The organism is Ferrovibrio terrae, assembly GCF_943372915.1.
GTDB classification, from domain to species: Bacteria; Pseudomonadota; Alphaproteobacteria; order Ferrovibrionales; family Ferrovibrionaceae; genus Ferrovibrio; species Ferrovibrio terrae_A.
The window spans coordinates 24,963-46,016 of sequence record NZ_CALSAN010000014.1 but is presented as its reverse complement, the minus strand read 5'-3'; the positions used below and the strand labels follow the sequence as shown (position 1 = coordinate 46,016).

At 65.2% G+C, this 21,054-nt stretch carries 26 protein-coding genes and 1 tRNA gene; 16 read left to right on the top strand and 11 right to left on the bottom strand.

Annotation, left to right across the window (positions count from 1 at the left end; genetic code table 11):
• Positions 1 to 20: 20 nt before the first annotated feature.
• From AAG821_RS11675 to AAG821_RS11665, 3 genes are read left to right on the top strand one after another with little or no spacing between them, the layout of a single operon-like run.
• Positions 21 to 716, top strand: coding sequence for a ChrR family anti-sigma-E factor (locus AAG821_RS11675; protein ID WP_341912459.1), 696 nt, complete (start codon positions 21 to 23; stop codon positions 714 to 716).
• Positions 695 to 1,333 (top strand): DUF6134 family protein, encoded by a 639-nt coding sequence (locus AAG821_RS11670; protein WP_341912460.1) that lies wholly within the window; start codon positions 695 to 697, stop codon positions 1,331 to 1,333. Before AAG821_RS11675 ends, AAG821_RS11670 begins: the two co-directional genes overlap by 22 nt.
• A complete protein-coding gene (locus AAG821_RS11665) occupies positions 1,330 to 2,106 on the top strand; it encodes an SDR family NAD(P)-dependent oxidoreductase (protein WP_341912462.1) in 777 nt (258 codons plus the stop codon). The genes AAG821_RS11670 and AAG821_RS11665 overlap by 4 nt, the downstream gene beginning before the upstream one ends.
• Before the next feature lie 41 nt (positions 2,107 to 2,147).
• On the opposite strand, the gene AAG821_RS11660 is transcribed toward AAG821_RS11665, so the two are convergent.
• The 6 genes from AAG821_RS11660 to AAG821_RS11635 all read right to left on the bottom strand — a co-directional run bounded on the left by AAG821_RS11660 (position 2,148) and on the right by AAG821_RS11635 (position 8,655).
• Positions 2,148 to 3,512, bottom strand: coding sequence for a cyclopropane-fatty-acyl-phospholipid synthase family protein (locus AAG821_RS11660; RefSeq protein ID WP_341912464.1), 1,365 nt, complete (start codon positions 3,510 to 3,512; stop codon positions 2,148 to 2,150).
• Positions 3,509 to 4,354 (bottom strand): DUF1365 domain-containing protein, encoded by an 846-nt coding sequence (locus AAG821_RS11655; RefSeq protein WP_341912466.1) that lies wholly within the window; start codon positions 4,352 to 4,354, stop codon positions 3,509 to 3,511. Before AAG821_RS11655 ends, AAG821_RS11660 begins: the two co-directional genes overlap by 4 nt.
• Positions 4,351 to 5,670, bottom strand: coding sequence for an FAD-dependent oxidoreductase (locus AAG821_RS11650; protein WP_341912468.1), 1,320 nt, complete (start codon positions 5,668 to 5,670; stop codon positions 4,351 to 4,353). The genes AAG821_RS11655 and AAG821_RS11650 overlap by 4 nt, the downstream gene beginning before the upstream one ends.
• Positions 5,667 to 7,148, bottom strand: coding sequence for a deoxyribodipyrimidine photo-lyase (locus tag AAG821_RS11645; RefSeq protein WP_341912469.1), 1,482 nt, complete (start codon positions 7,146 to 7,148; stop codon positions 5,667 to 5,669). Before AAG821_RS11645 ends, AAG821_RS11650 begins: the two co-directional genes overlap by 4 nt.
• A 93-nt stretch (positions 7,149 to 7,241) precedes the next feature.
• Positions 7,242 to 8,114: a response regulator transcription factor gene (locus AAG821_RS11640; protein ID WP_341912471.1), complete on the bottom strand. Its 873-nt coding sequence runs from the start codon at positions 8,112 to 8,114 to the stop codon at positions 7,242 to 7,244.
• A gap of 97 nt (positions 8,115 to 8,211) precedes the next feature.
• Positions 8,212 to 8,655 carry a helix-turn-helix domain-containing protein gene (locus tag AAG821_RS11635; RefSeq protein WP_341912473.1) on the bottom strand — a complete coding sequence of 148 codons (444 nt, stop codon included), beginning with the start codon at positions 8,653 to 8,655 and terminating at the stop codon, positions 8,212 to 8,214.
• Positions 8,656 to 8,782: 127 nt separating this feature from the next.
• Between AAG821_RS11635 and AAG821_RS11630 the strand changes: the two genes are divergently transcribed.
• Together AAG821_RS11630 and adhP are read left to right on the top strand one after the other, a co-directional pair.
• Positions 8,783 to 9,553 carry an SDR family oxidoreductase gene (locus AAG821_RS11630; RefSeq protein WP_341912475.1) on the top strand — a complete coding sequence of 257 codons (771 nt, stop codon included), beginning with the start codon at positions 8,783 to 8,785 and terminating at the stop codon, positions 9,551 to 9,553.
• Positions 9,554 to 9,673: 120 nt separating this feature from the next.
• A complete protein-coding gene (gene adhP / locus AAG821_RS11625) occupies positions 9,674 to 10,699 on the top strand; it encodes an alcohol dehydrogenase AdhP (protein WP_341912477.1) in 1,026 nt (341 codons plus the stop codon).
• 19 nt (positions 10,700 to 10,718) lie between these two features.
• Here the strand turns inward: adhP and AAG821_RS11620 are convergent, their stop codons facing one another.
• Positions 10,719 to 11,231: a GNAT family protein gene (locus AAG821_RS11620; RefSeq protein ID WP_341912478.1), complete on the bottom strand. Its 513-nt coding sequence runs from the start codon at positions 11,229 to 11,231 to the stop codon at positions 10,719 to 10,721.
• Between the two features lie 78 nt (positions 11,232 to 11,309).
• Entirely contained in the window at positions 11,310 to 11,936 is a 627-nt protein-coding gene (locus AAG821_RS11615) for a LysE family translocator (protein ID WP_341912479.1), read from the bottom strand.
• 138 nt (positions 11,937 to 12,074) lie between these two features.
• Here AAG821_RS11615 and AAG821_RS11610 point away from each other — a divergent pair, with 138 nt between their 5' ends.
• Positions 12,075 to 12,893: an alpha/beta hydrolase gene (locus tag AAG821_RS11610; protein ID WP_341912481.1), complete on the top strand. Its 819-nt coding sequence runs from the start codon at positions 12,075 to 12,077 to the stop codon at positions 12,891 to 12,893.
• 11 nt (positions 12,894 to 12,904) lie between these two features.
• Here the strand turns inward: AAG821_RS11610 and AAG821_RS11605 are convergent, their stop codons facing one another.
• Entirely contained in the window at positions 12,905 to 13,354 is a 450-nt protein-coding gene (locus AAG821_RS11605) for a helix-turn-helix domain-containing protein (RefSeq protein ID WP_341912482.1), read from the bottom strand.
• Between the two features lie 68 nt (positions 13,355 to 13,422).
• On the opposite strand from AAG821_RS11605, the gene AAG821_RS11600 reads away from it, so the two are divergent.
• Both AAG821_RS11600 and AAG821_RS11595 read left to right on the top strand, forming a co-directional pair.
• On the top strand, positions 13,423 to 13,908 hold the full coding sequence (locus AAG821_RS11600; protein ID WP_341912485.1) for a DUF2938 domain-containing protein: 486 nt from the start codon (positions 13,423 to 13,425) through the stop codon (positions 13,906 to 13,908).
• A gap of 31 nt (positions 13,909 to 13,939) precedes the next feature.
• Positions 13,940 to 14,164, top strand: a complete 225-nt coding sequence (locus AAG821_RS11595; RefSeq protein WP_341912487.1) for a DUF2798 domain-containing protein — start codon at positions 13,940 to 13,942, stop codon at positions 14,162 to 14,164.
• 95 nt (positions 14,165 to 14,259) lie between these two features.
• On the opposite strand, the gene AAG821_RS11590 is transcribed toward AAG821_RS11595, so the two are convergent.
• Positions 14,260 to 14,334, bottom strand: a tRNA-Asn gene (locus AAG821_RS11590).
• 143 nt (positions 14,335 to 14,477) lie between these two features.
• Between AAG821_RS11590 and AAG821_RS11585 the strand changes: the two genes are divergently transcribed.
• The 8 genes from AAG821_RS11585 to AAG821_RS11550 all read left to right on the top strand — a co-directional run bounded on the left by AAG821_RS11585 (position 14,478) and on the right by AAG821_RS11550 (position 19,850).
• Positions 14,478 to 14,894 (top strand): PaaI family thioesterase, encoded by a 417-nt coding sequence (locus AAG821_RS11585; RefSeq protein ID WP_341912489.1) that lies wholly within the window; start codon positions 14,478 to 14,480, stop codon positions 14,892 to 14,894.
• Positions 14,895 to 15,331: 437 nt separating this feature from the next.
• Entirely contained in the window at positions 15,332 to 15,799 is a 468-nt protein-coding gene (gene rplM / locus AAG821_RS11580; protein ID WP_341894096.1) for a 50S ribosomal protein L13, read from the top strand.
• Positions 15,799 to 16,284, top strand: a complete 486-nt coding sequence (gene rpsI, locus AAG821_RS11575; RefSeq protein WP_341912491.1) for a 30S ribosomal protein S9 — start codon at positions 15,799 to 15,801, stop codon at positions 16,282 to 16,284. The genes rplM and rpsI overlap by 1 nt, the downstream gene beginning before the upstream one ends.
• Before the next feature lie 152 nt (positions 16,285 to 16,436).
• On the top strand, positions 16,437 to 16,991 hold the full coding sequence (locus tag AAG821_RS11570) for a hypothetical protein (RefSeq protein ID WP_341912493.1): 555 nt from the start codon (positions 16,437 to 16,439) through the stop codon (positions 16,989 to 16,991).
• Between the two features lie 3 nt (positions 16,992 to 16,994).
• Complete coding sequence (locus tag AAG821_RS11565; RefSeq protein WP_341912495.1) at positions 16,995 to 17,540, top strand: hypothetical protein; 546 nt, start codon at positions 16,995 to 16,997, stop codon at positions 17,538 to 17,540.
• Between the two features lie 124 nt (positions 17,541 to 17,664).
• Positions 17,665 to 18,222, top strand: coding sequence for a hypothetical protein (locus tag AAG821_RS11560; protein WP_341912497.1), 558 nt, complete (start codon positions 17,665 to 17,667; stop codon positions 18,220 to 18,222).
• Positions 18,215 to 18,802 carry a hypothetical protein gene (locus AAG821_RS11555; protein ID WP_341912498.1) on the top strand — a complete coding sequence of 196 codons (588 nt, stop codon included), beginning with the start codon at positions 18,215 to 18,217 and terminating at the stop codon, positions 18,800 to 18,802. Before AAG821_RS11560 ends, AAG821_RS11555 begins: the two co-directional genes overlap by 8 nt.
• A gap of 76 nt (positions 18,803 to 18,878) precedes the next feature.
• Positions 18,879 to 19,850, top strand: a complete 972-nt coding sequence (locus AAG821_RS11550) for a tripartite tricarboxylate transporter substrate binding protein (protein WP_341912499.1) — start codon at positions 18,879 to 18,881, stop codon at positions 19,848 to 19,850.
• Between the two features lie 6 nt (positions 19,851 to 19,856).
• Here AAG821_RS11550 and AAG821_RS11545 read toward each other — a convergent pair whose 3' ends face one another.
• Complete coding sequence (locus tag AAG821_RS11545; protein ID WP_341912501.1) at positions 19,857 to 21,041, bottom strand: VWA domain-containing protein; 1,185 nt, start codon at positions 21,039 to 21,041, stop codon at positions 19,857 to 19,859.
• Positions 21,042 to 21,054 lie beyond the last annotated feature (13 nt).

Genomic DNA, 21,054 nt, shown 5'->3' with positions numbered 1-21,054 from the left:
CACAGGATTTCGCAAAGACCATGGTTGTGACCGATTTGGCCCCCAGCTCCGATTCTATCCGGGCACCGGAACATCATATTCCGGCCGAGTTGCTGTTGGATTACGCCAGCGGCACGCTGCCGGAACAATGGTCGCTGGTAACCGCCTGCCACCTGACCTTCTGCCCGCATTGCCGGCGCGAGCTGGCCGCCATCGAGGCCACCGCCGGCGCCATGCTGGAAGACATCGCGCCGCAGCCGGTCAAGGCCAGCGGCTTTGCCGCCGTCGCCGCCCGGTTGGGGCCGCAGGAGCCGGCCGCACCGGCGCCCCAGGCGGCGACCGACGATCTTCTGCCCGTGCCACTGCGCAGCTATCTGAACCGCAGCATCGATACCATCCCGTGGCGCTGGAGCGGCGCCGGGCTGCAATCCTATGCCCTGCCGATGCGCAAGCCGCGCGGCGGCATGGTCAGTCTGCTCAGGGTGGCGCCCGGTGCCGGCCTGCCGATGCATACCCATCGCGGCGAAGAAATGACCCTGGTGCTGAGCGGCGGCTATACCGACGCTGCCGGCGCCTTCCGGCGTGGCGATGTCGAGATCGCCGATGGCAGCGTGGAGCATCGCCCGCTGGCCATGTTGGATCAGCCTTGCATTTGCCTTGCCGTCACCGACGCGCCGCTGCGCTTCAGCGGGTCATTTGGGTGGGTGCTGAGTCAATGGGCCAGATTCTCCGCATAGCTTGTACACTGCTGCTGTTGGCTTTGCCGCTGACGGCGCAGGCCGAACAGATCGAGAGCCGCAATTTCCAGGTGCTGCGCAACGGCACGCCGATCGGCCATCACATTGTTACCATCCGGCGCAACGGCGAGCGCACCGATGTGAATGTCGATATCCGGCTGCGGGTCACGGTTGCTGGCGTGCTGACGCTGTATCGCTACATCCATGACTCGCACGAAATCTGGGAAGGTGACCGCCTGGTCAGCCTGAAATCCACCACTGACAATGACGGCGATGCCGAATACCTCAACGCCACCGCTGCGGCGGCCGGTCTGCAGGTGGATGGCTCGCGCTTCAAGGGCATGCTGCCGGCCGACACCATGCCGACCAGCTACTGGCGCAGCGACTTCGTGCAGCGTGCCACCATCATGGATAGCCAGAATGGCCGTCGCCTCGATCTGGTCGTCAAGCCGTCACAGCTTGAAATGGCCAGCGTCGCCACCAGCGACTTGCCGGCATACCGGTACGATGTGACCGGCGAGGTCGATCTCACCCTGTGGTATGGCCGCGATGGCCGCTGGGTGAAAACCGCATTCCCGGCCAAGGACGGGTCGAAAATCGAGTATCTGCTGCAATGACAGGAGGCAACACCAGAACCGGCGCGGTCTGGATCACGGGCGCAGGCTCGGGCATCGGCCGCGCACTGGCGTTGCGCTACCTGCGGGCTGGCGCCATTGTCGCCGGCACGGCCCGGCGGCTGGAAACCCTTGCCAGTCTGCCGGCGGAGGCCCGTGGCGCCGGCGGACGGTTCCATGCCTTTGCCGCCGACCTCACCGATCTGGCCGCCACGCGCGCCGTGATCGCCCGCATCGAGGCGGAGCTTGGGCCGATCCGGCTGGCCGTGCTGAATGCCGGTACGCACAAGCCGACGCCGGGCACGCGGTTCCAGGCCGATGATGTGCGCATGCTGCTCGACAGCAATGTGATGACGGTGGCCAACAGTCTGGATGCCGTGCTGCCGGGCTTCCTGGCGCGCAATAGTGGCATGGTGGCGATCAATGCCTCGCTGGCCGGCTATGGCGGCCTGCCATCGGCCGCAGGGTATGGCGCCAGCAAGGCGGCCCTGATCAACATGGCCGAGGCATTGAAGCTCGATCTCGACGGCAAGGGCATCATCGTGCGGCTGATTTCACCGGGCTTTGTGCGCACGCCGCTGACTGACCGCAACCCGTTCCCGATGCCGTTCCTGATGGATGTCGATGTGGCGGCCGAGCGGCTTTGGCAGGCGCTGGAAACCGGCGGCGATTTCGAGATCACTTTCCCGCGCCGCTTCGCCTATATCCTCAAGACGCTGCGGCTGCTGCCCTACAGCCTGTATTTTCCGCTGGTGCGCCGCTTCACAGGTATCTGATTCAGCGGCATCTGATTCACCGGCATCTGATCCGCCGGCGGTTAAGCCGTGCGCGTAAAGCCATACTGCAGAACATCGATGGTGCCGGCATTGAAGCCACCCTCGCAATAGGCGAGGTAGTAGCGCCACATGCGGCGGAAGCGGTCATCGAAAGCCAGCTTGCGGCTGTCCAGCGCACGGATGCGTGGCCAGGCGGCCTCAAAGCTCTGGTGCCACAGGTTCAGCGTGCGGGCATAGTCGCGGCCAAAGCTGAAAGTATCAGCGATCTGCAGGCCGGCACCGGCGGCCTGGCGCTGCACCATCGCCGGCGACAGTAGCATGCCGCCGGGGAAGATATGCGCCTGGATGAAATCCATGGTGCCGCGATAATCCTCGAAATACTGGTCGGCGATCACGATGGCCTGGATGCCGGCGCGACCCTGTGGCACCAGACGGTCGCGCAGCTGGCCGAAATAGCGCGGCCAGTATTTCTCGCCCACGGCCTCGATCATCTCGATGGAGGCGACGGCGTCATACTGCCCGGTCAGGTCACGATAGTCGCGCAGCTCGATCTGCACCCGGTCGCTCAGCCCGGCCTGCTGCACGCGCTGTTGGGCATAGTCATGCTGTTCGCGGCTGATGGTGATGGCATGCACGCGGGCGCCGAATTCCTGCGCGGCCAGGCAGGCAAAGCCACCCCAGCCGCAGCCGATTTCCAGCACACGCTGGTCTGGCTTGATCTGCAGCACCTCGCCGGCCAGCCGGCGATATTTGTTCAGCTGTGCCTGTTCCAGCGTCTCGGTCTCGTTCCGCCACAACGCGGCGGAATAGGTCATCGAGGGATCAAGCCACGCGCCGTAGAAATCATTACCGAGATCGTAGTGATAGGCGATGTTACGGCGGCTGCCGCGCTTGCTGTTGGCGGCAAAGGCAAAGCCCAGGCGCCGCAGCAGGCGCAGCCAGGGCTTGCCCATCAGCGTTGAGTCCAGGTCGCTGTTCAGGCAGGCCCATTCGGTCAGCGCCGCGAGGTCCGGACAGTCGAAATCGCCATCGAGGTAGGCTTCGCCGACGGCCAGATTGCCACCCAGCAGCAGGCGCTTGGCCAGTTGATGATTGTTGATATCAAGCCGCGCATCGGGGCCACCATGCGGGCCGCGCGCCTGCAGGGCCCGCCCATCGGGAAGGGTGATGGTCAGGCTGCCATGGCTGACGCGGGCGGCGAGCGACAGCATCAGCCGGGTCCAGCGTGGCACGTTGTGCAGTCGCAGCGCATCCTGCGCCGATTTCAGCAGCATCGGTTCGGCGGCTGGAGGATGCGTGGGATGCGCGGAACGTATCACACCGGCGGCGGCGTCGATGGCCGCATCCATTGCCACTTCCGCGGCCCGGTTCAGCGCCGGCTCGTTCCGGGCATAGGCATCACTCATGCGTCACGCTCCATCATCGCACGGTTCGTCTTGTCATCCAGCGGCTGTCCCGCCGACACCGGTTCGCGCGGGGGGGCCGTCCAGCCGAAGAAGGCGGCACCCTTGCGCCACAATTGCAGCGCTTCCCAGTGGATGCCGGCCATGACTTTTACGGTCATAAGCGGATGCCGGATGAAGGCTTTCAACAGACTGTGATCTGTCAGGTCTTCGCGTCGGCCGGTCTGCGTCGCCAGCAGCTGCACGGCACCATCGGGGGCGGTCTGCCGGATCAGGATGCCGATCTTTTCGCCCGGCGGCAGCAGGCGGAAATGGTAATCGCCCGACAGCGGCAGGAAAGGCGAGACATGAAAGCGCTTGGCCACGCTCTGCTGCAGGACCGGCTCGCTGCTGTTCCGCAGCGGCACCTCGATCAGATAGCCATGCTGGTCGCCGAAGGTGTTTTTCACTTCATACAACACGGCGCGCAGGCGCTGGGCCGCGTCATAGCAGAAGAACACGCTGAGCGGGTTGAACACATAGCCGAACAGGCGCGGGAAGCACAGCACGCGGATATGGGCTGCGGCATCCGACAGGTTCTGCCGCGCCAGCGCCGCTTCGATCCAGGGGCGCAGGGCGGTGCCGTCGCGCGGGCCATGGTCGCGGTCGTGGAAACTGACCAGGCCGAAGCGGTTGTAGCGGAACAGCCGCGATCCGGCCGCCAGTGCCGTCAGCCGGTCGATATCCAGCAGCAGAGAAAATACCCGGTAGGTGAACTTGTGCCGGAACGGCAGCAGGCGCTCATGCACCACGCGGCACCAGTACAGGCTGGCAGCCGGCAGGGGGATGAGGGCATGGTCCGTCATTCGGCGGCGTCCCGCTGCGGCATTGCGGCATCGGTGAAGGGCTCCGCGCCCAGGGCGCGCGCCACGGCCAGGCCGGCACTGAAGCCGTCTTCATGGAAACCGTATTTGCACCAGGCGCCGCAGAACCACAGCCGGTCCCGGCCCTGGATCTCGGGCAGCCGCGCCTGCGCGTCGATGGCGGCGCGGTCGAACAGCGGATGGTCGTAGGCGAATTCGGCGAACACCAGATCGGGCCGCGGCTCGGTAATCGGGTTCATGGTGACGAACAACGGGCGCCGCTCGTCGATGGATTGCAGCCGGTTCATCCAGTAGGTGAGGCCGACGCGGCGCTGCAGATCGCGGCGCGGCTCGGACAGGTAATTCCAGCTGGCCCAGACGCTGCGGCGCTGCGGCATCTGCGCGATGTCACGATGCAGCACGGCGCGGTTGGGCTGGAAGCGGAAGGCCGACAGGATGTCGCGCTCGGTTGCGCTCGCACCATCATCGAGCAGGCGCAGGGCCTGGTCGCCATGGCAGGCCAGCACCGCCTGGTCGAAATGCGTTGCATGGCCGGCGGTGACAACGCTGACGCCATTCGCCTCGCGGCGCACCGCATGCACGGGTGTATGCAGATGCAGGGTGAAATCGCCATCCGCCAGCAGGCGCTTCACATATTCGCGGCTGCCGCCGTTCACTGTGTACCATTGCGGCCGGTCGTTGACGCTGAGCAGGCCGTGGTTCTTGAAGAAATTGGCAAAGGTCTCGGCCGGGAAGGCCATCATGTCGGCCAGCGGCGCCGACCAGATCGCCGCCCCCATCGGCAGCAGATAGTCGAGCATGAAGCTGTCGCTGTAGCGGTCGCGCGCCAGATAGTCACCCAGGCTCAGCCCGGCCATCCGGCCGGCGGCAAGATCGGCAACGGCGGTCTTGTTGAAGCGCAGGATATCGCGCCACATGCGGTGAAAGCCGGGCTTCAGCAGGTTGCGCTTCTGCGCGAACAGCGTGGCAAGGCTGCTGCCGCTCCATTCCAGTTCACCCTGGCCGACCGACACCGCAAACGACATGTCGCTCTTGATTGCCGGGACATCCAGATGGGCAAACAGGCGGCGCAGGTTGGGGTAATTCCAGTCGTTGAAAACGATGAAACCGGTATCCACCGCGATCGGCACGCCGTCGTAATCCACCTCGACCGTGTTGCTGTGGCCGCCGGGGTAGGCGTTGGCCTCGAAGACGGTGACGTCATGGTGCTTCGACAGGGCCCAGGCGGTGCCCAGTCCAGCGATGCCGGCGCCGATCACGGCGATACGTTGCCGCCGCTCTGTCTGAGTGGTTGTCATTCGGCCCCCGCTGCCTCCCTGGCATCATTGCGTAAAGCGGCAAAGGCCGCCAGTGCCGCCTTGCGGGCGGTGTCATGGTCCACCAGCGGCTGCGGGTAGTCGCGGCCCAGCACCAGCCCGGCTTGCTTCAGCACGGCATCCGGCGCCATCCAGGGCTTGTGCACATATTTGTTCGGCAGCCGGGCCAGTTCCGGCAGCCAGTGCCGCACATAGAGGCCCTCGGGATCGAATTTCTCGCCCTGCAGGATCGGATTGAAGATGCGGAAATAGGGGGCGGCATCGGCACCAGAGCCGGCGACCCATTGCCAGCTCGCCGCATTGTTGGCGAGGTCGGCATCCACCAGCGTGTCCCAGAACCAGGCCTCGCCCTGGCGCCAGTCCTGCAGCAGGTGCTTGATCAGGAAGGAGGCGGCGATCATGCGTACGCGGTTGTGCATCCAGCCGGTATGCCAGAGCTGGCGCATGCCGGCATCGACGATGGGATAGCCGGTGCGCGCACCTTGCCAGGCGGTGAGGAAATCGGGCCGCGGCTGCCACGGGAAGGCATCGAAGTCGGCGCGGAAATTCTGCTGCGGCAGGTCGGGGAAATGGAACAGCAGGTGATAGGAGAATTCGCGCCAGCCCAGCTCGGTGAGGAATTTGTCGGCGTTGCGGCCGAGCGCCGGGCCGCTATGGCCGAGCGCCATCTGCACCGCATGCCAGATCTGGCGCGGGCCGATCTCGCCAAAGCGCAGATGCGCCGACAGCCGCGAGGTCACGTTCATGTCGGGCCGGTCGCGCCCGTCGGCATAGTAGATCAGGTCGCTGTCGATGAAGGCCTGCAGCCGTGCGGCGGCGCCGGCCTCGCCCGGTGTCCAACTGTCGCGCAGGCCGCCGGCCCAGTCGGGCTTGCGCGGCAGCAGGGTCCAGTCGGCCAGCGCATCGCTCGCTATCGGCTGTGGCCAGGGCGCAATTGTCTTGGGTGCGCGCTGCGGTGCCGGCGGCGCGGGCAGGGCGCGGCAGGCCCGCCAGAAGGGCGAGAACACCTTGAACCAGCCGCCGGCTTGGGTCTTCACCGTCCAGGGTTCGAACAGCAGCGCGGCATTGTGGGTTTCCACCGCCACGCCGGCGGTTTTCAGCGCGGCCTTGATCGCGGTGTCGCGTGCCACCAGTGCGGGCTCGTAGCAGCGGTTCCAGTGCACGGCTGTGGCGCCGGTCTCGCGCAGGATGCTGTGCAGCACCGTGGCCGGGTCGCCCTGGCGCAGCACCAGGGTCAGGCCATAACGCTGCTGCAGGTCGGCCGCCAGCCGTTCCAGGCTGTGATGCAGCCACCAGCGCGTCGCGCCGCCCATGCGCCAGGCGGTGGCGCTGGTGTCGAGGATGAACAGCGGGATCACGGCAGCGCCAGCGGCCGCCGCCTGGGCCAGGGCCGGGTTGTCGTTCAGACGCAGATCCTGGCGGAACCAGACGATCACGGGAGGGGATGAAAGCGACGGCATGCCAAGCTGTATCTGCTGCGGTCGCCGGGACTGACGACGTTCACTATTTGATACGCAAGCACTGGCAGGGTGGATCACCGCGCCGCAGGCGGTTTAACGGACGGGCAACTCGCCGTCGCGCTCCAGCAGCCGCAGCGCCAGGGAGGCCGCCTGGGTGCGGTTGAACACCTGCATCTTGGTGAAGATCTGGCGCAGATGCGCCTTCACGGTCACCTCCTGCACGCCCAGCCGGATCGCGATGGCCTTGTTGGAATCGCCCTGGCTGACCCATTTCAGCACCTCGCGCTCGCGATCGGTCAGCGCGGCCAGGCGCGGATCGGCCGGCTCGGCCACCGGCGGCGGCCGGGTCGCGTCATCCAGCCCGTCCAGCTCATGGCGCAGGCTGCGCAGCAATTCGCGGTCGTCGGCGCCGGCCTTGGCGCGCTCGGCCAGCTGGGCGAATTTGGCGGCGGCGATATAGCTGGGCAGGAATTCCTCATACAGCCGCAGCGCCTTCACCACGGTGAGGATCATGCTCTGCTGCGTGATCTCGGTCTTTTCCTTGTAGTCGTTGATGCCGTGGTTCGACACCACGGTCAGCGGTGGCGCCTGGCCCGGCTGGCCGGTGCGGATCACGATCTGCGCCGAGCGGTTGGCCAGGTCGTTGCGGATGTAATCCACCAGCGCCAGCCCGGCATGCTCGGTTTCCATCACCACATCCAGCAGCACCAGGGCGGTGTCGGGATTGTCGCGCATCACGTCGCGCGCCTCGGTGGCGGAATAGGCGCTGAGGAAATTCAGGCCGCGCTTGCGGTAGTTGAAATTACGCAGCAGCAGCTTGGTCAGCGAGTGGACGTCGGGCTCGTCATCGACGATCAGGACCTTCCAGTTGCGGCGATCCGATGTCGGTCCGCCACCGCCCGGTGGCCGTGTGTCGTCGCGCCGGTCGGCCCGGTCGTCGAGAAAATTGATCGAGGAATCCGCCAAAGCCTGTCTCCCGCTCCACGCGTATTGTAGCGGATCATCTCGCAAAAGAAACGAGGCCTGACGGGCTTTTTACCCGACATAAGTATCAAAGCGAAGCTCAGGTGCGGATTCGGATCATGGTATCGGCGGGCGTGAGCCGGCGGCCATCGGCGGCACGCAGTTCCAGCATCGGAACCGGTTCACCCTTCTCACGGTCGATCAGTTCGATTCTGCAGAGCTGGTCGGGGAACTGGTGTTTGGCGCCCCATTGCCGCAACGCCACCAGCACCGGAAACAGCGCGCGGCCCTTTGGCGTCAGCACATACTCCCGGTAGGCGCTGCCATCCGCAGCCGGCACGGCCTCCAGGATGCCATTGGCGACCAGGCTCTTCAGCCGCACGGTCAGGATGTTTTTAGCCAGACCGAGGCTTTTCTGGAATTCGCCAAAGCGGCGCAGGCCGAAAAACGCATCGCGCACGATCAGCAGCGACCACCAGTCGCCGATCACATCCAGTGCCCGGGCAATCGGGCAATCCGCGTCATCGAGGCTGGTTCGCTTCATGGTGGCTCCTCGGGGTTTTGTGCGCGCCGTCACCGGGCGGCGCTCCACGGTGGTTGCATTATAAAACCAGTATGGTGAGATGTCCATGTGGTTTCATCATTAAACTTATATCCCCCTGGAGAACACCATGAGGCTCAAGAGCAAGACGGCGCTGATCACCGGCGGCAACAGCGGCATCGGCCTGGCCACCGCCAAAGCTTTCATCGCCGCGGGCGCCCGCGTCGCCATCACCGGCCGCAACAAGGCGACCCTGGACGCGGCGCTGACAGAGCTGGGCCCCAATGCCATCGCCCTGCAGGCCGATGCCACCGACATCGCCGCCATCGAGCAGGCGGTGGCGGCGGCCGTGCAGGCCTTTGGCAAGCTCGACATCCTGTTCGCCAATGCCGGCATTCCGGGCAGCACGCCCATCGGTGGCAGCAAGCTCGAGGTTTTCGAGCAGATCCTGCGCACCAACATCACCGGCGTGTTCTTCACCGTGCAGGCCGCCGCACCGCATCTCAACGATGGCGCCTCGATCATCCTGAACGGCTCGGTGATGTCGCAGCTCGGCTCGCCCGGTTCTTCGGCCTATGCCGCCAGCAAGGCCGGCGTGCGCGGAATGGCGCGCGTGATGGCATCCGAACTGGCGCCGCGTGGCATCCGCGTGAATGTCGTCTCGCCCGGCGCCACCCGCACGCCGATCTGGGACGGCGCGGCGCCGACACCCGAGGCGAAGGCGCAGCTGGAAAAGCGCCTGTCTGGCATCATCCCGCTCGGCCGTCTGGGCGAAGCCGACGAGATTGCGAAGACCGTGCTGTTCCTGGCCTCTGACGATGCCTCGAATGTCAACGGCACCGAAATCTTCGTCGATGGTGGCAGCAACGGCGCGCCGGTCGGTGGTCCGGCCTTCCGCTGAAGCCATGCTTGGCCGTTGACGATGCAGGGAGAAGAAGCTGCAAGGCCGCTTCTCCCTGTTGATTCATATCAACGTGGCGCAGCGCGGCCCGTTCTAGTCTTCCTGCATTGGAGATTGATCATGCAGAAGACCATGAAAGCCGCCGTCGTTCGCGCCTTCGGCAAGCCGCTTGTCATCGAGGAGGCGGCCGTGCCGCTGCCGGGTGCCGGCCAGATCCTCGTCAAGGTCATGGCGAGCGGCGTCTGTCACACCGATCTGCATGCCGCGGAAGGAGACTGGCCGGTCAAGCCGACGCCGCCGTTTATTCCCGGCCATGAAGGCGTCGGCTATGTCGCCGCGGTCGGCAGCGGCGTGCGCCATGTCAAGGAAGGCGACCGCGTCGGCGTGCCCTGGCTCTACAGCGCCTGCGGCCATTGCGAGCATTGCCTCGGCGGCTGGGAAACGCTCTGCGAGACGCAGCAGAATACCGGTTATTCGGTGAACGGCGGCTTCGCCGAATATGTGCTTGCCGATCCCGAGTATGTCGGCCATCTGCCGGCGAATGTCGGCTTCGTCGAGATCGCACCGGTGCTCTGTGCCGGCGTCACCGTCTACAAGGGACTGAAGGTCACCGATACCAAGCCCGGCGACTGGGTGGCGATCTCGGGCATCGGCGGCCTGGGCCATATGGCCGTGCAATACGCGACGGCGATGGGCCTGAATGTGGTGGCCGTGGATATCGACGATGCCAAGCTGGCGCTGGCCCGGCGCCTGGGTGCGGCGCTGACGGTCAATGCGCGACAGACCGATCCGGCTGCTTTCGTGAAGAAGGAGATCGGTGGCGCCCATGGCGTGCTGGTCACCGCCGTCTCGCTCAAGGCCTTCCAGCAGGCGCTCGGCATGGTGCGCCGTGGCGGCACGGTATCGCTGAACGGCCTGCCGCCCGGCGACTTCCCGTTATCGGTGTTCGACACCGTGCTCAACGGCATCACGGTGCGTGGCTCGATTGTCGGCACGCGGCTCGACCTGCAGGAGGCGCTGGCCTTCGCCGGGGCGGGCAGGGTGAAGGCGACGGTGAAGACCGAGCGGCTGGAAAATATCAACGACGTCTTCGCCCGCATGCATCGTGGCGAAATCGAAGGCCGCATCGTGCTCGATTTCGCCTAGGCGCGGCGCCCGCAAGGCGTCAGCGTTCGATCACCCATTGTGTCACGGCCTGGTGATAGTTGAGCGGGCCGGGCACGGTCATATGCGTCTTGACGAATTTGAAGCCGGCTTTCTGCAGGGTCCGGTTCGGCGCGGCATTGAAGGCATTCGGCTCGCAGAACAGTTTGCGGATTTTCAGTTCCTCGAAATAGATATCGACACTGTGCTTGACGCATTGGGTGCCCAGGCCCTGCACGCGCAGGTCGGGCTCCACGATATGCAGGTGCATGTTGGCGCGCTCGCCGCGCAGGATGCGGTCGCTGGTCGAGAAGCCGATTGCCCGGCCGTTCAGCAGCCAGATCACCAGCAGGCTTTTGCGCTGCTCCACCGGCAGGGCGAGCTCCTGCTCATAGGCGCTCTGCCAGGCCGCGCGCGCCGGCAGGCGGGTGGGGTCGACGCCCAGCAGTTCGAGATGTTCGGGCGTGGCATTGTGGAAATAATCGAGGATGAGCGGGGTTTCCGCCGCCGTCATCAGCCGCACCGTCAGGGCCATGCTGCTCTCCTGCCATCAGACATGCGGCCGTCGCCGCCGTGCCGTCATGCTGGCGCGGGATCGGCCGGAAGCAAAGCCCTATTGCAGGCGAGTGGTCAGAATCTTCAGGCCGGCGGCACCGAAGGCCAGTGCGAAGGCACCCTCGAACCAGCGCCGCAGCCGCATGTAACCCCGGCTCAGCGGCGGGCTGGAGAACAGCAGCGCATAGCCGTGGAACACCAGCGTGCTCTGCAGCGCCACGGCGGCGATGATGGTGACGAGCGTCAGCGGCGAGGCCTGTGCCGGCACGCCCACGGCATAGAGTGAACCGAAGAACAGGATCGCCTTCGGGTTGGTCAGGTGCAGGCCAAGCCCGGCGGCATAGGCGCGCTTCCGTGACGCATAGCTGCCGGCGCGTGCATGCAGTTCCCCGGCTTTCAGCGCCGAGCGCGCCGACCGGAACGCGAGATAGAGCAGATAGGCGGCACCGCAAAAGCGCATCACTTCGAACAGCCAGGCATTGGCCAGCATCACCGCGCCAAGGCCGAAGGCAGCCGCCGTCGACCACATCAGCGATCCGGTGCTGACGCCGCCGGCCACCGCAAGGCCGAAGCCGCGACCGGATTTCATCGAGGCGCCGGCGATGGCCAGCGTGGCCGGGCCGGGGCTGCCGGTGGCGAGCAGGGCGGCAAGGAGAATGAGCGGCAGGTTGATGTCATCAAGCATGCGCCAAGTCTGGTCCGGCCAATGCCGCGAAGGCAAGCGCGGAGATGTATCGCTACAATCGCGCAGCCCGTCGCACCTTGTGATACCCGCAGGTCGACGCAATACTGCCTGCTTCCCCGGCAAGGCCCAGGATCATCCATGACCACCTATCACACGATCGCATCCGGACGCGCCATGCTGGCGGTGGAAACGGTCGGCAGCGGCGATCCCGTCGTGTTTCTGCATGCCAATGTCGGCGACCGCCGCATGTGGCGCGCGCAGATGGATGGCATCAGTGCCGGCAACATGGCGGTGGCCTATGACCGGCGCGGCTTTGGTGACACCCGCGGTGAGCCGGAGGACTATTCGGCGATCAGCGATCTGATGGCGGTACTCGGCGCCACGGCGAAGGGCAGATCTGCGATCCTCGTCGGCTGCTCGCAGGGCGGCCGCATCGCCATCGACACGGCGCTGCGGCATCCATCCGCCGTGCGCGGCCTGGTGCTGATCTCGCCCACCGTGACCGGTGCGCCCGATCCCGTCCTGCCGCCCGATATCAAGAGCCTGCTGGCCGAACAGAAAGCCGCCGAGGCAGCCGGCGATCTCGACCGCGTGATCGCGATCAAGGCGCGGCTCTGGCTCGATGGACCGCTGCAGCCCGAAGGTCGTGTCACCGGGCGAGCGCGCCAGTTGTTCCTGGACATGAACGCCACTGCATTGCGCTCGTCGCCGCTCGGAATGGACATGGATGCACCGCCCGGCGCCTTCCAGCATCTGGGTGAAATAGCGGTGCCGGCGCTGGTGATCTGCGGCGACATGGACTTTCCGCATATCCAGGAGCGCTGCCGCGCGGTCGCCGGCCTGATGCCAAACGCAACGCATCATGTGCTGCCCGATGCGGCCCATGTGCCGAGCCTGGACCGGCCGGCCGAAATCACGGCTCTGGTCACCGGCTTCATCGCGCGCTGCCGCGTATAGACTGCGCGCAGCTATCGCTTTTTGCGCAGGCCTTTGCTTTTGCCAACGGTTTTGCGGCTCTGCGTCCGGCTGAGTTGACCGGCGGCATTCACCAGCCGGCGGAAGGTCGGGCATTCGAGATGACTTGGCGCCGAACATTTCGCCGCATGGCGCAATCCGTCGCGCATGGCTGAAAGCCGCCGGATGGTGCTGTCCAGATCATCGGCCTTGGCCGCCAGCTGCTCGCGTTTGATGCGCAGCCGGCCATCGGTGGCAAACATGCCGGCGATCTCCTCGAGGCTGAAGCCGGCCAGCCGCCCCAGCGCGATCAGCGACAGGCGTTCCACCACATCGGGCATGAACAGGCGCTTCAGCCCGCGCCGGCCGATGGAGGCGATCAGGCCCTTTTCCTCATAGAAGCGGAGCGCCGAGGCCGGCACGCCGGTGCGGGTCGCCACTTCGGCGATATCGAGCGCTTTCATGCTTGACCTCAAGTGAACTTGAATTTGTAGGCTACCCCAACATCACCACCACACAAGAGGAATTTCAGATGTTGGATACACCCTTTCACATTGCCGCCGTGGGCATTGGCGCCACGCTGGCGATGGATCTCTGGGGCCTGGTGCTGCGGCATGTCTACGGCGTCACCGGGCTCGACTACCGCATGGTCGGCCGCTGGCTCGGTCATCTGCCGCGCGGCCGCTTCCGCCATGACGGCATCGGCCGTGCGGCGCCGGTGGCGGGCGAGGCGGCGCTCGGCTGGGTGGCGCATTACGCCATCGGCATCGCCTTTTCTGCCGGGCTGGTGGCGGTGTTCGGCGCCGGCTGGCTGCAGGCGCCCACGCTGGCGCCGGCGCTGCTCACCGGGCTCGTCACGGTTGCGGCACCTTTCCTGATCCTGCAGCCGGCGCTCGGGCTCGGCATCGCCGCATCGCGCACACCGGCGCCGATGGCGGCGCGGGCACGCAGCCTCATCACGCATCTGGTGTTTGGCGCCGGGCTCTACGGCGCCGCCCGGCTCGCCGCAACTCTGTAACGCTCATCATTCCGGAAGAAGGAGATATCCGATGATCCCCGCTCGCTTTGAACCTGTTGCCTTCGGCTTCGTGCTCTCGGCCCTGATGTCGCTGCTCGTTTCCGGCATCGCTACGTTTCGCACTGCTGGTCTGGCTGAGAATTTCCTCTGGCTGTGGACCGGTGCCTGGCTGGCCTCATGGCTGGTCGCGTTCCCGGTCGTGCTGTTCGTCGCGCCGGTCGCGCGGCGTGTCGTGAAACGGATGGTGCGGGCGTAAGGTCACGGCCAGACGGCCGGGCGCGCGGAATACACGCGTCCGGTCGCTGCCTGTGATGCAGCGTGCGATGATGTGCAGGAATGCTGGGGAATGAATGGCTCCGAGGGAGGGATTCGAACCCCCGACCGGGCGGTTAACAGCCGCCTGCTCTACCACTGAGCTACCTCGGACCAGTGCGGCGCGCAACCTAGCCACCTGAGCCCCGCACTGCAAGGGCCGCCTGCAAAAATTCCGCAGCCGCTTCCGGCGCCTGTCAAACCGGCTTTTCCCTTTATGCGCCAGATGGTAAGCGGGAGGCGAGGGAGCCGCAAAAATGAAAATGACCAAGGCCGATCTGGAAGCCTTTCTCGCCGCCGAATTCCCGCAGATGGCGCCGCTGCGCATGCGAATCGAAAGCTGGGACGGCGCGGCGCTGCGGCTGGCCATGCCGGTGACCGAGCAGAATCTGCGCCCCGGCGGCACGGTCTCTGGCCCGGCGATGATGACGCTGGCCGACTGCGCCGCCTATCTGCTGCTGCTCGGCCTGATCGGCCCGGTGGCGCTGGCGGTCACCACCAATCTCAACATCAATTTCCTGCGCAAGCCCGGCCTAGGCGATCTGGCCGCCGAGGCCACCATGCTCAAGCTGGGCAAGACCCTGGCGATCATTGAGATCGCGCTGTTCACCGCCGGCCAGGCCGATCCGGTGGCGCATTCGGTGATGACCTACGCGATTCCGCCCAAACGCTGAGGCCGGGTAATTGCAAGGGGGACGGGCAGGGCTTGACCGGCCGGAACACTGTTCCCATATCGTTCCTGACTGGGTGGCAGTGCCGGCGTGCCGCGAATACTGGCGAAGGGCAGCGAATACGGGCGAAGCCTGGCGAACACCAGCGAAGCGCCACGAATACGGGCGAAGCCTGCGGAAGCCTGGCGAAGGCTGCCGAAGCGGCGGGAAACGGGGCCTTGGCACAAATAAGCTGGATTTCCCGCCGGCGCGGACTGATGGCGAATGCTCTAAGCCGTTGATTTATATGAGGCGAAGTCTGGGTATTATAATACCGCTCTGTAAATATCTGATTTCATTAGACAGATCACGTTTGACAGCACGCCAAAAATCCTCATAGTGCGCCCCGATCCGCCCGCCGGCTGTCCGGCGGGATTTTTACTACTCTGTCAGGACGTCAGATGAAGACTTTCACCGCCAAAGAGTCCGAAGTGGACAAGAAGTGGCTGCTGATCGACGCCGATGGCCTGGTGTTGGGGCGGCTTGCCTCCCTGATCGCCATGCGTCTGCGCGGCAAGCACAAGGCCATCTTCACGCCGAACTGCGATACCGGCGACAACATCATTGTCATCAATGCCGAGAAGGTTCGCCTCACCGGTCGCAAGGCCGCGAATGAGGTCTTCTACTGGCACACCGGTCATCCGGGTGGCATCAAGGGCCGCACCCTCGGTGAGGGCCTGGCCGGCAAGTATCCCGAGCGCGTCATCATGAAGGCCGTCGAGCGCATGCTGCCGAAGGAGAGCCCGCTGGCTCGCCGTCAGCTCACCAAGCTCAAGGTCTACAAGGGTGCCGAGCATCCGCATGAGGCACAGCAGCCCGTGAAGCTGGATGTCGCCGCGCTCAATCCGAAGAACAAGAGGAACGACTAATGGCTGAGTCCCGCACACTCGCCGACCTGAGCCTGGGCAACGCCAAGGCCGCCGTGGCTGCCACCGCCGCCGCTCCGGCCGAGCGCAAGCTCGACAAGTACGGCCGCGCCTACGCCACCGGCAAGCGCAAGAACGCCATCGCCCGCGTCTGGATCAAGCCCGGCACCGGCAAGTTCACCGTGAACGGCAAGGAGAGCAACGATTACTTCGCTCGTCCCGTGCTGCGCATGCTGCTCGCCCAGCCGCTGGTCGTGACCAACCGCTCGGGTCAGTTCGACATCATGGCCACCGTCGTTGGCGGCGGCCTGTCGGGCCAGGCCGGCGCGCTGCGTCACGGCATCTCGAAGGCCCTGACTTATTTCGAGCCGACACTGCGTCCGGCTCTGAAGGCCCAGGGCTTCCTGACCCGCGACAGCCGCGTGGTCGAGCGCAAGAAGTACGGCAAGCCGAAGGCCCGCCGCAGCTTCCAGTTCTCGAAGCGCTAATCGGTTTCGCTGCCATCTGGCGGCAAACGAGAAAAGGGTCGGAGCGCAAGCTCCGGCCCTTTTGCTTTTTAATGGTGCGGCATCGCCTCGCGGTGCTATGGCTGTGTGCACCGACGCGTCTCAGAATCGCGACGTAAACGGAGTTTTTGACGATGGATGCCGGAGAGGCATTGCTGCTCGTTGTGCCCGCCATGCTGCTGCTGCTCGCAGCCGGCGGCCTTGCCGGCTATATCGAGAACGCGGTCTACCAGCTCTATCGCGGCGGCGGCGATGGCGAGGACAATGCCGAGAACCAGGCGCGCATGCAGGGCACCTACAACCAGCAGCGCACCGAGTTCGCCCGTCTGCGCGACGAGAAGGCGCGGCTGGAGGAAGATCTCGCCGAGCTGATGAAAGAGCGCGCCAACCTGCAGGGCCAGCAGCGCCGCATGGCCGATCGCCAGAACAATCTGGTGGCCGAAGCGGGCTATCCCGCGCCGGGTACCAATGGTTTCTACTTCCGCATCGAAGGCCCCGCCGCGGTGATGCCCTTTGCCGGCATGGCCTCGCTGCCGACGGCGATGGGCGGCAAGCGGCGCGTGCGCCTGGTGGTCTGGGCCGGCAACATGGAAGCGGCGCAGGCGATTGCGATGAACTGGACCGGCGATGATGGCCGCGTGATCGACGCGCGCGAGTTCGCCGGCAAGCTGTTCTGGCACGAGGTCTGAGCGATGGATGGTCTGGTCGCTGCCCTCGGAGCCATGATTGCTCTGCTGCTGTTCGGCCTGGCGGCTGTGATCGTTATTGATCGCGCCCGCAACGGTTATCGTCGCGCCGAAGCCGAGCAGGCCGGCCGCCGCAATCGCCAGCATGAACTGACCATGCGGCTGGAACAGCTCGAGCGCGCCATCGCCGAGCAGCGGCCCGCGATTGCCGAAGTCCGCCGCAAGGTGCAGCAGACCAAGGCCGATTGCGAAAGCCTGAAGGCCCAGCTGAACGCCACCGAGCATGTCTTCAGCTACACTGCGGTGCCGATGGAAAGCCGCGACATGTATGCGCGCCCCTGGCGCTTCAGTGCCCGCCATCCCACGCTCGGCGCCGACCTGCCCGACACCGTTCCGGCCGGGCAGTGGAATCAGGGCCGCCCCTATGTGCTGACCGCCGAGAATCAGGCCGAGGCGCGTTCGGTGATGGATCGCCTGCTGCCGCGCCATCGCGGGTTTACCGTGGTTAACATAGGCGAAGCCTCCAGCGACGCGCCGGCCCAGCCGGGTTAGGCAGATCTCGGGCCGAGTCGGGTCCGGCGACCACAATCAGCGGTAAAACTGTGATTGATTTGATACCGCCTTTGCCCGACAGTATTGGCTAACCCCAGGGGGCAATAAGCCAGAGGCCGCCGGTATGGATACCGTCGACATCGTCTCCGCACTGCTGCCGTCGCTGATGATGTTCTTCGCCGTTTCGCTCGGCGCGAACAGCCTGGAACGCTATGTCTTCAATTATGCGCGCGGCCGTTTCCGGCTCGACGAACTGGTCGGCGATGCCGACCGTATCCGCAACCAGCTCTCCGATATCCGCGTTGAATACGACAAGCTGGTGGAGACCAAGGCGGAGCTGGAGCTGCGCCTGGGCGAGCGACAGTCGACCTATGGCGCGATGATGGCGCGCGAGGTCGAATTCAGCGACGCCCGCAACATGGTGATCTACGAGGTCGGCACGCCGAAGCCGCATCACACCGGCTGGTATGTCAAGCTGATTGGCCCCGAGATGCACGAGATGTTCAGCGGTCCCGGTTCGGCCGTCTCGGCCTTTCCCGGCCGCCGCACGGCGCGCGTGGTGATGTGGGGCATCGAGGACGAACATGCGGCGCGCCTGCGCACCAAGAAGATATTCGGCGCGCTGTCAGAGGTCATGCTGATCCGCCCGTTCAACGGCAAGCTCAGGCTCGGCGATGCCTGAGGTTTCGATCACTCAGTTCATCGGCATCCTGGCTGCTGCGGCCAATATCGGCATCGCGGTGATGATCATCATCCTGCTGGGCGAGCGCAGCCATGCCGCCTGGACCCGCGTCCGCCTGAAGGCCGAGGAACTCACCGGCCTGAAGCAGGATCTGGAGCGCCAGGCCGACGATGCCGTGAAGGCCGTGCAGTCGCTGCGCGAGAGCATCGCCGATCTGAAAAACCAGGTGACCCGCGCCGAGCAGGATCTCGATGCGCTGACCAAGCGCCACAAGGAAACCGATCTGCCATTCGGCTACACTGCCACCATCGTCGATGTGGTCGACCGCCGCTATCGCACCTGGCGCGTGGTGGTGCGCAATGCCGAGCTGGGCGCACAGGCCGGGTCGTTCAGCCATCCGGCGCATAAATGGATCGAGGGCCGCTACTACGAAGTGCCGGCACCGAACATGGACTATGCCGTGCAGGCGATGCAGCAGCGCTTCCTGCTGCGCGACGGCTTCACCGTCGATCCGGCACCGCCGCGCGGCACCGCCATCGACGCGCCGGAACCGATCGAAGCGGCCATCAGCGCGATCTAGCGGTTCGGACTATCCTGGCTTAACATCCAGTCATCGGCGCAATCAGACGCCCCTCTGTGTTTCCCGGGAGGAAACCATGCAGAAAATTGCCATCCTTGCCGCCACGCTCATGCTGGCGGTCAGCCCGGCCGCCATCGCGCAGCAGGGCTATCCGAACAAGACCATCCGCTTCGTGGTGCCCTTTGCGCCGGGTGGCTCGTCCGACATCATTTCGCGCGCTGTCGCCAACCAGCTGACCGCCGGCCTTGGCCAGCAGGTCTATGTCGAGAACAAGGGCGGCGGAGGCGGCAATATCGCGATGGAAGAGGTCAAGCGCGCAGCGCCCGATGGCTACACGCTGATCCTCGGCCATATCGGCACACTCGCGGTCAATCCGGCCATGTATGGCGCCAAGCTGCCTTACGATCCGGTGAAGGATTTCCAGCCGATCTCGCTGCTCGCCGTGGTGCCCAATGTGATCGCCGTGCACCCCGATGTGCCGATCAAGAACCTCGCCGAATTCGTCAAGGCGGCGAAGGACAAGCCGGGCAAGCTGAATTACGGCACGGCCGGCAACGGCAGCGCCGGTCATCTGGCGATGGAGTATTTCAAGCTGCAGGCGGGCATCGACATTGTGCATATCCCATATCGCGGCACCGGCCCGATGCTGTCCGACCTGCTCGGCGGCCAGGTGGAAGCCACCTTCAACGGCATCCCGCCGATCATGAGCCATATCAAGGCCGGCAAGCTGCGGCCGCTGGCGGTCGGTTCGGCAGCGCGCGTGCCGGCGCTGGCCGATGTGCCGACGGTGGCCGAAAGCGGCTATCCGGGTTTCGAGACCTCGCAGTGGTATGGCCTGATGGCGCCGGCCGGTACGCCACGGGCGATCATCGATCGCCTCGCGGAAGAAACCCGCAAGGCGTTGGCGAGCGACGATGCCAAGAAGCGCATCAGCGACGATGGCGGCATCACCGCCGGCGGCACACCGGAACAGTTTGCGGCCCTGATCGCCAAGGAGAAAGAGCGGTGGGGCAAGGTGGTGACGACGGCGAAGATCCAGCCGGATTGATCTGCCTTACCGATTCAGTTCCTTCATCCCACGCTCCAGCCCTTCCAGCGTTAGCGGGAACATGCGGTTGCCCATGATCTGGCGCACCACCTGCACCGAGGGCGTGAAGTCCCAGTATTTTTCCTGCACCGGGTTGAGCCAGATCGCCTTCGGATAGGTGTCGATCAGGCGCTGCATCCACACCGCGCCGGCTTCCTCGTTCCAGTGCTCGACGCTGCCGCCCGGCTGCACGATCTCATACGGGCTCATGGTGGCGTCGCCGACGAAGATCAGCTTGTAGTCATGCTGGTAGGTGCGCAGCATCTCGAAGGTGGGCAGGAATTCGCTGTGGCGGCGGCGGTTGTCCTTCCACAGCTTCTCGTAGACGCAATTGTGGAAGTAGAAGAACTCCATATGCTTGAACTCGGCGCGCGCCGCCGAGAACAGCTCTTCCGTCACGCGGATATGGTCGTCCATCGAGCCGCCGATATCGAACAGCAGCAGAACCTTCACCTTGTTATGCCGCTCGGGCACCATCTTGATGTCGAGATAGCCGGCATTGGCCGCCGTCGACTTGATGGTGTCGGGCAGGTCGAGTTCCATGTCGGCGCCGTCGCGGGCAAACTTGCGCAGGCGGCGCATCGCCACCTTGATGTTGCGGGTGCCCAACTCGACGCTGTCGTCCAGGTTCTTGTATTCGCGCTTGTCCCACACCTTCACGGCGCGGCGGTTGCGCGACTTGTCCTGGCCGATGCGCACGCCTTCGGGATTGTAGCCATAGGCGCCGAAGGGCGAGGTGCCGGCGGTGCCGATCCATTTGCTGCCGCCCTGGTGGCGGCCTTTCTGTTCCTCGAGGCGCTGCTTCAGCGTCTCCATCAGCTTGTCCCAGCCGCCGAGCGCCTCGATCTGCGCCATTTCCTCCGGGGTCAGCACCTTCTCGGCCAGCTTGCGCAGCCATTCTTCCGGAATCTCGGCGGTGATCTCGGCGCCGGCACCGGCAAACTGCAGGCCGTTGAAGCACTGGCCGAACACGCGGTCGAACTTGTCGAGATTGCGTTCGTCCTTCACCAGGGCGGTACGCGACAGGTAATAGAAATCCTCGACGCGGTACTCGGCCACGTTCTTGTCCATCGCCTCGATCAGCGTGAGGTATTCCCGCAGGGTGGCGGGGACTTTCGCCTTGCGCAGTTCGAGGAAGAAATTGATGAACATGGCGGCCTCTTTT

Bases quoted from the DNA above. Each gene is read 5' to 3' on its own strand.
- AAG821_RS11675 (WP_341912459.1), top strand. From the start codon at position 21: ATGGTTGTGACCGATTTGGCCCCCAGCTCCGATTCTATCCGGGCACCG.
- AAG821_RS11670 (WP_341912460.1), top strand. From the start codon at position 695: ATGGGCCAGATTCTCCGCATAGCTTGTACACTGCTGCTGTTGGCTTTG.
- AAG821_RS11665 (WP_341912462.1), top strand. From the start codon at position 1,330: ATGACAGGAGGCAACACCAGAACCGGCGCGGTCTGGATCACGGGCGCA.
- AAG821_RS11660 (WP_341912464.1), bottom strand. From the start codon at position 3,512: ATGAGTGATGCCTATGCCCGGAACGAGCCGGCGCTGAACCGGGCCGCG.
- AAG821_RS11655 (WP_341912466.1), bottom strand. From the start codon at position 4,354: ATGACGGACCATGCCCTCATCCCCCTGCCGGCTGCCAGCCTGTACTGG.
- AAG821_RS11650 (WP_341912468.1), bottom strand. From the start codon at position 5,670: ATGACAACCACTCAGACAGAGCGGCGGCAACGTATCGCCGTGATCGGC.
- AAG821_RS11645 (WP_341912469.1), bottom strand. From the start codon at position 7,148: ATGCCGTCGCTTTCATCCCCTCCCGTGATCGTCTGGTTCCGCCAGGAT.
- AAG821_RS11635 (WP_341912473.1), bottom strand. From the start codon at position 8,655: ATGAAGCGAACCAGCCTCGATGACGCGGATTGCCCGATTGCCCGGGCA.
- AAG821_RS11630 (WP_341912475.1), top strand. From the start codon at position 8,783: ATGAGGCTCAAGAGCAAGACGGCGCTGATCACCGGCGGCAACAGCGGC.
- adhP (WP_341912477.1), top strand. From the start codon at position 9,674: ATGCAGAAGACCATGAAAGCCGCCGTCGTTCGCGCCTTCGGCAAGCCG.
- AAG821_RS11620 (WP_341912478.1), bottom strand. From the start codon at position 11,231: ATGGCCCTGACGGTGCGGCTGATGACGGCGGCGGAAACCCCGCTCATC.
- AAG821_RS11615 (WP_341912479.1), bottom strand. From the start codon at position 11,936: ATGCTTGATGACATCAACCTGCCGCTCATTCTCCTTGCCGCCCTGCTC.
- AAG821_RS11610 (WP_341912481.1), top strand. From the start codon at position 12,075: ATGACCACCTATCACACGATCGCATCCGGACGCGCCATGCTGGCGGTG.
- AAG821_RS11605 (WP_341912482.1), bottom strand. From the start codon at position 13,354: ATGAAAGCGCTCGATATCGCCGAAGTGGCGACCCGCACCGGCGTGCCG.
- AAG821_RS11600 (WP_341912485.1), top strand. From the start codon at position 13,423: ATGTTGGATACACCCTTTCACATTGCCGCCGTGGGCATTGGCGCCACG.
- AAG821_RS11595 (WP_341912487.1), top strand. From the start codon at position 13,940: ATGATCCCCGCTCGCTTTGAACCTGTTGCCTTCGGCTTCGTGCTCTCG.
- AAG821_RS11585 (WP_341912489.1), top strand. From the start codon at position 14,478: ATGAAAATGACCAAGGCCGATCTGGAAGCCTTTCTCGCCGCCGAATTC.
- rplM (WP_341894096.1), top strand. From the start codon at position 15,332: ATGAAGACTTTCACCGCCAAAGAGTCCGAAGTGGACAAGAAGTGGCTG.
- rpsI (WP_341912491.1), top strand. From the start codon at position 15,799: ATGGCTGAGTCCCGCACACTCGCCGACCTGAGCCTGGGCAACGCCAAG.
- AAG821_RS11570 (WP_341912493.1), top strand. From the start codon at position 16,437: ATGGATGCCGGAGAGGCATTGCTGCTCGTTGTGCCCGCCATGCTGCTG.
- AAG821_RS11565 (WP_341912495.1), top strand. From the start codon at position 16,995: ATGGATGGTCTGGTCGCTGCCCTCGGAGCCATGATTGCTCTGCTGCTG.
- AAG821_RS11560 (WP_341912497.1), top strand. From the start codon at position 17,665: ATGGATACCGTCGACATCGTCTCCGCACTGCTGCCGTCGCTGATGATG.
- AAG821_RS11555 (WP_341912498.1), top strand. From the start codon at position 18,215: ATGCCTGAGGTTTCGATCACTCAGTTCATCGGCATCCTGGCTGCTGCG.
- AAG821_RS11550 (WP_341912499.1), top strand. From the start codon at position 18,879: ATGCAGAAAATTGCCATCCTTGCCGCCACGCTCATGCTGGCGGTCAGC.
- AAG821_RS11545 (WP_341912501.1), bottom strand. From the start codon at position 21,041: ATGTTCATCAATTTCTTCCTCGAACTGCGCAAGGCGAAAGTCCCCGCC.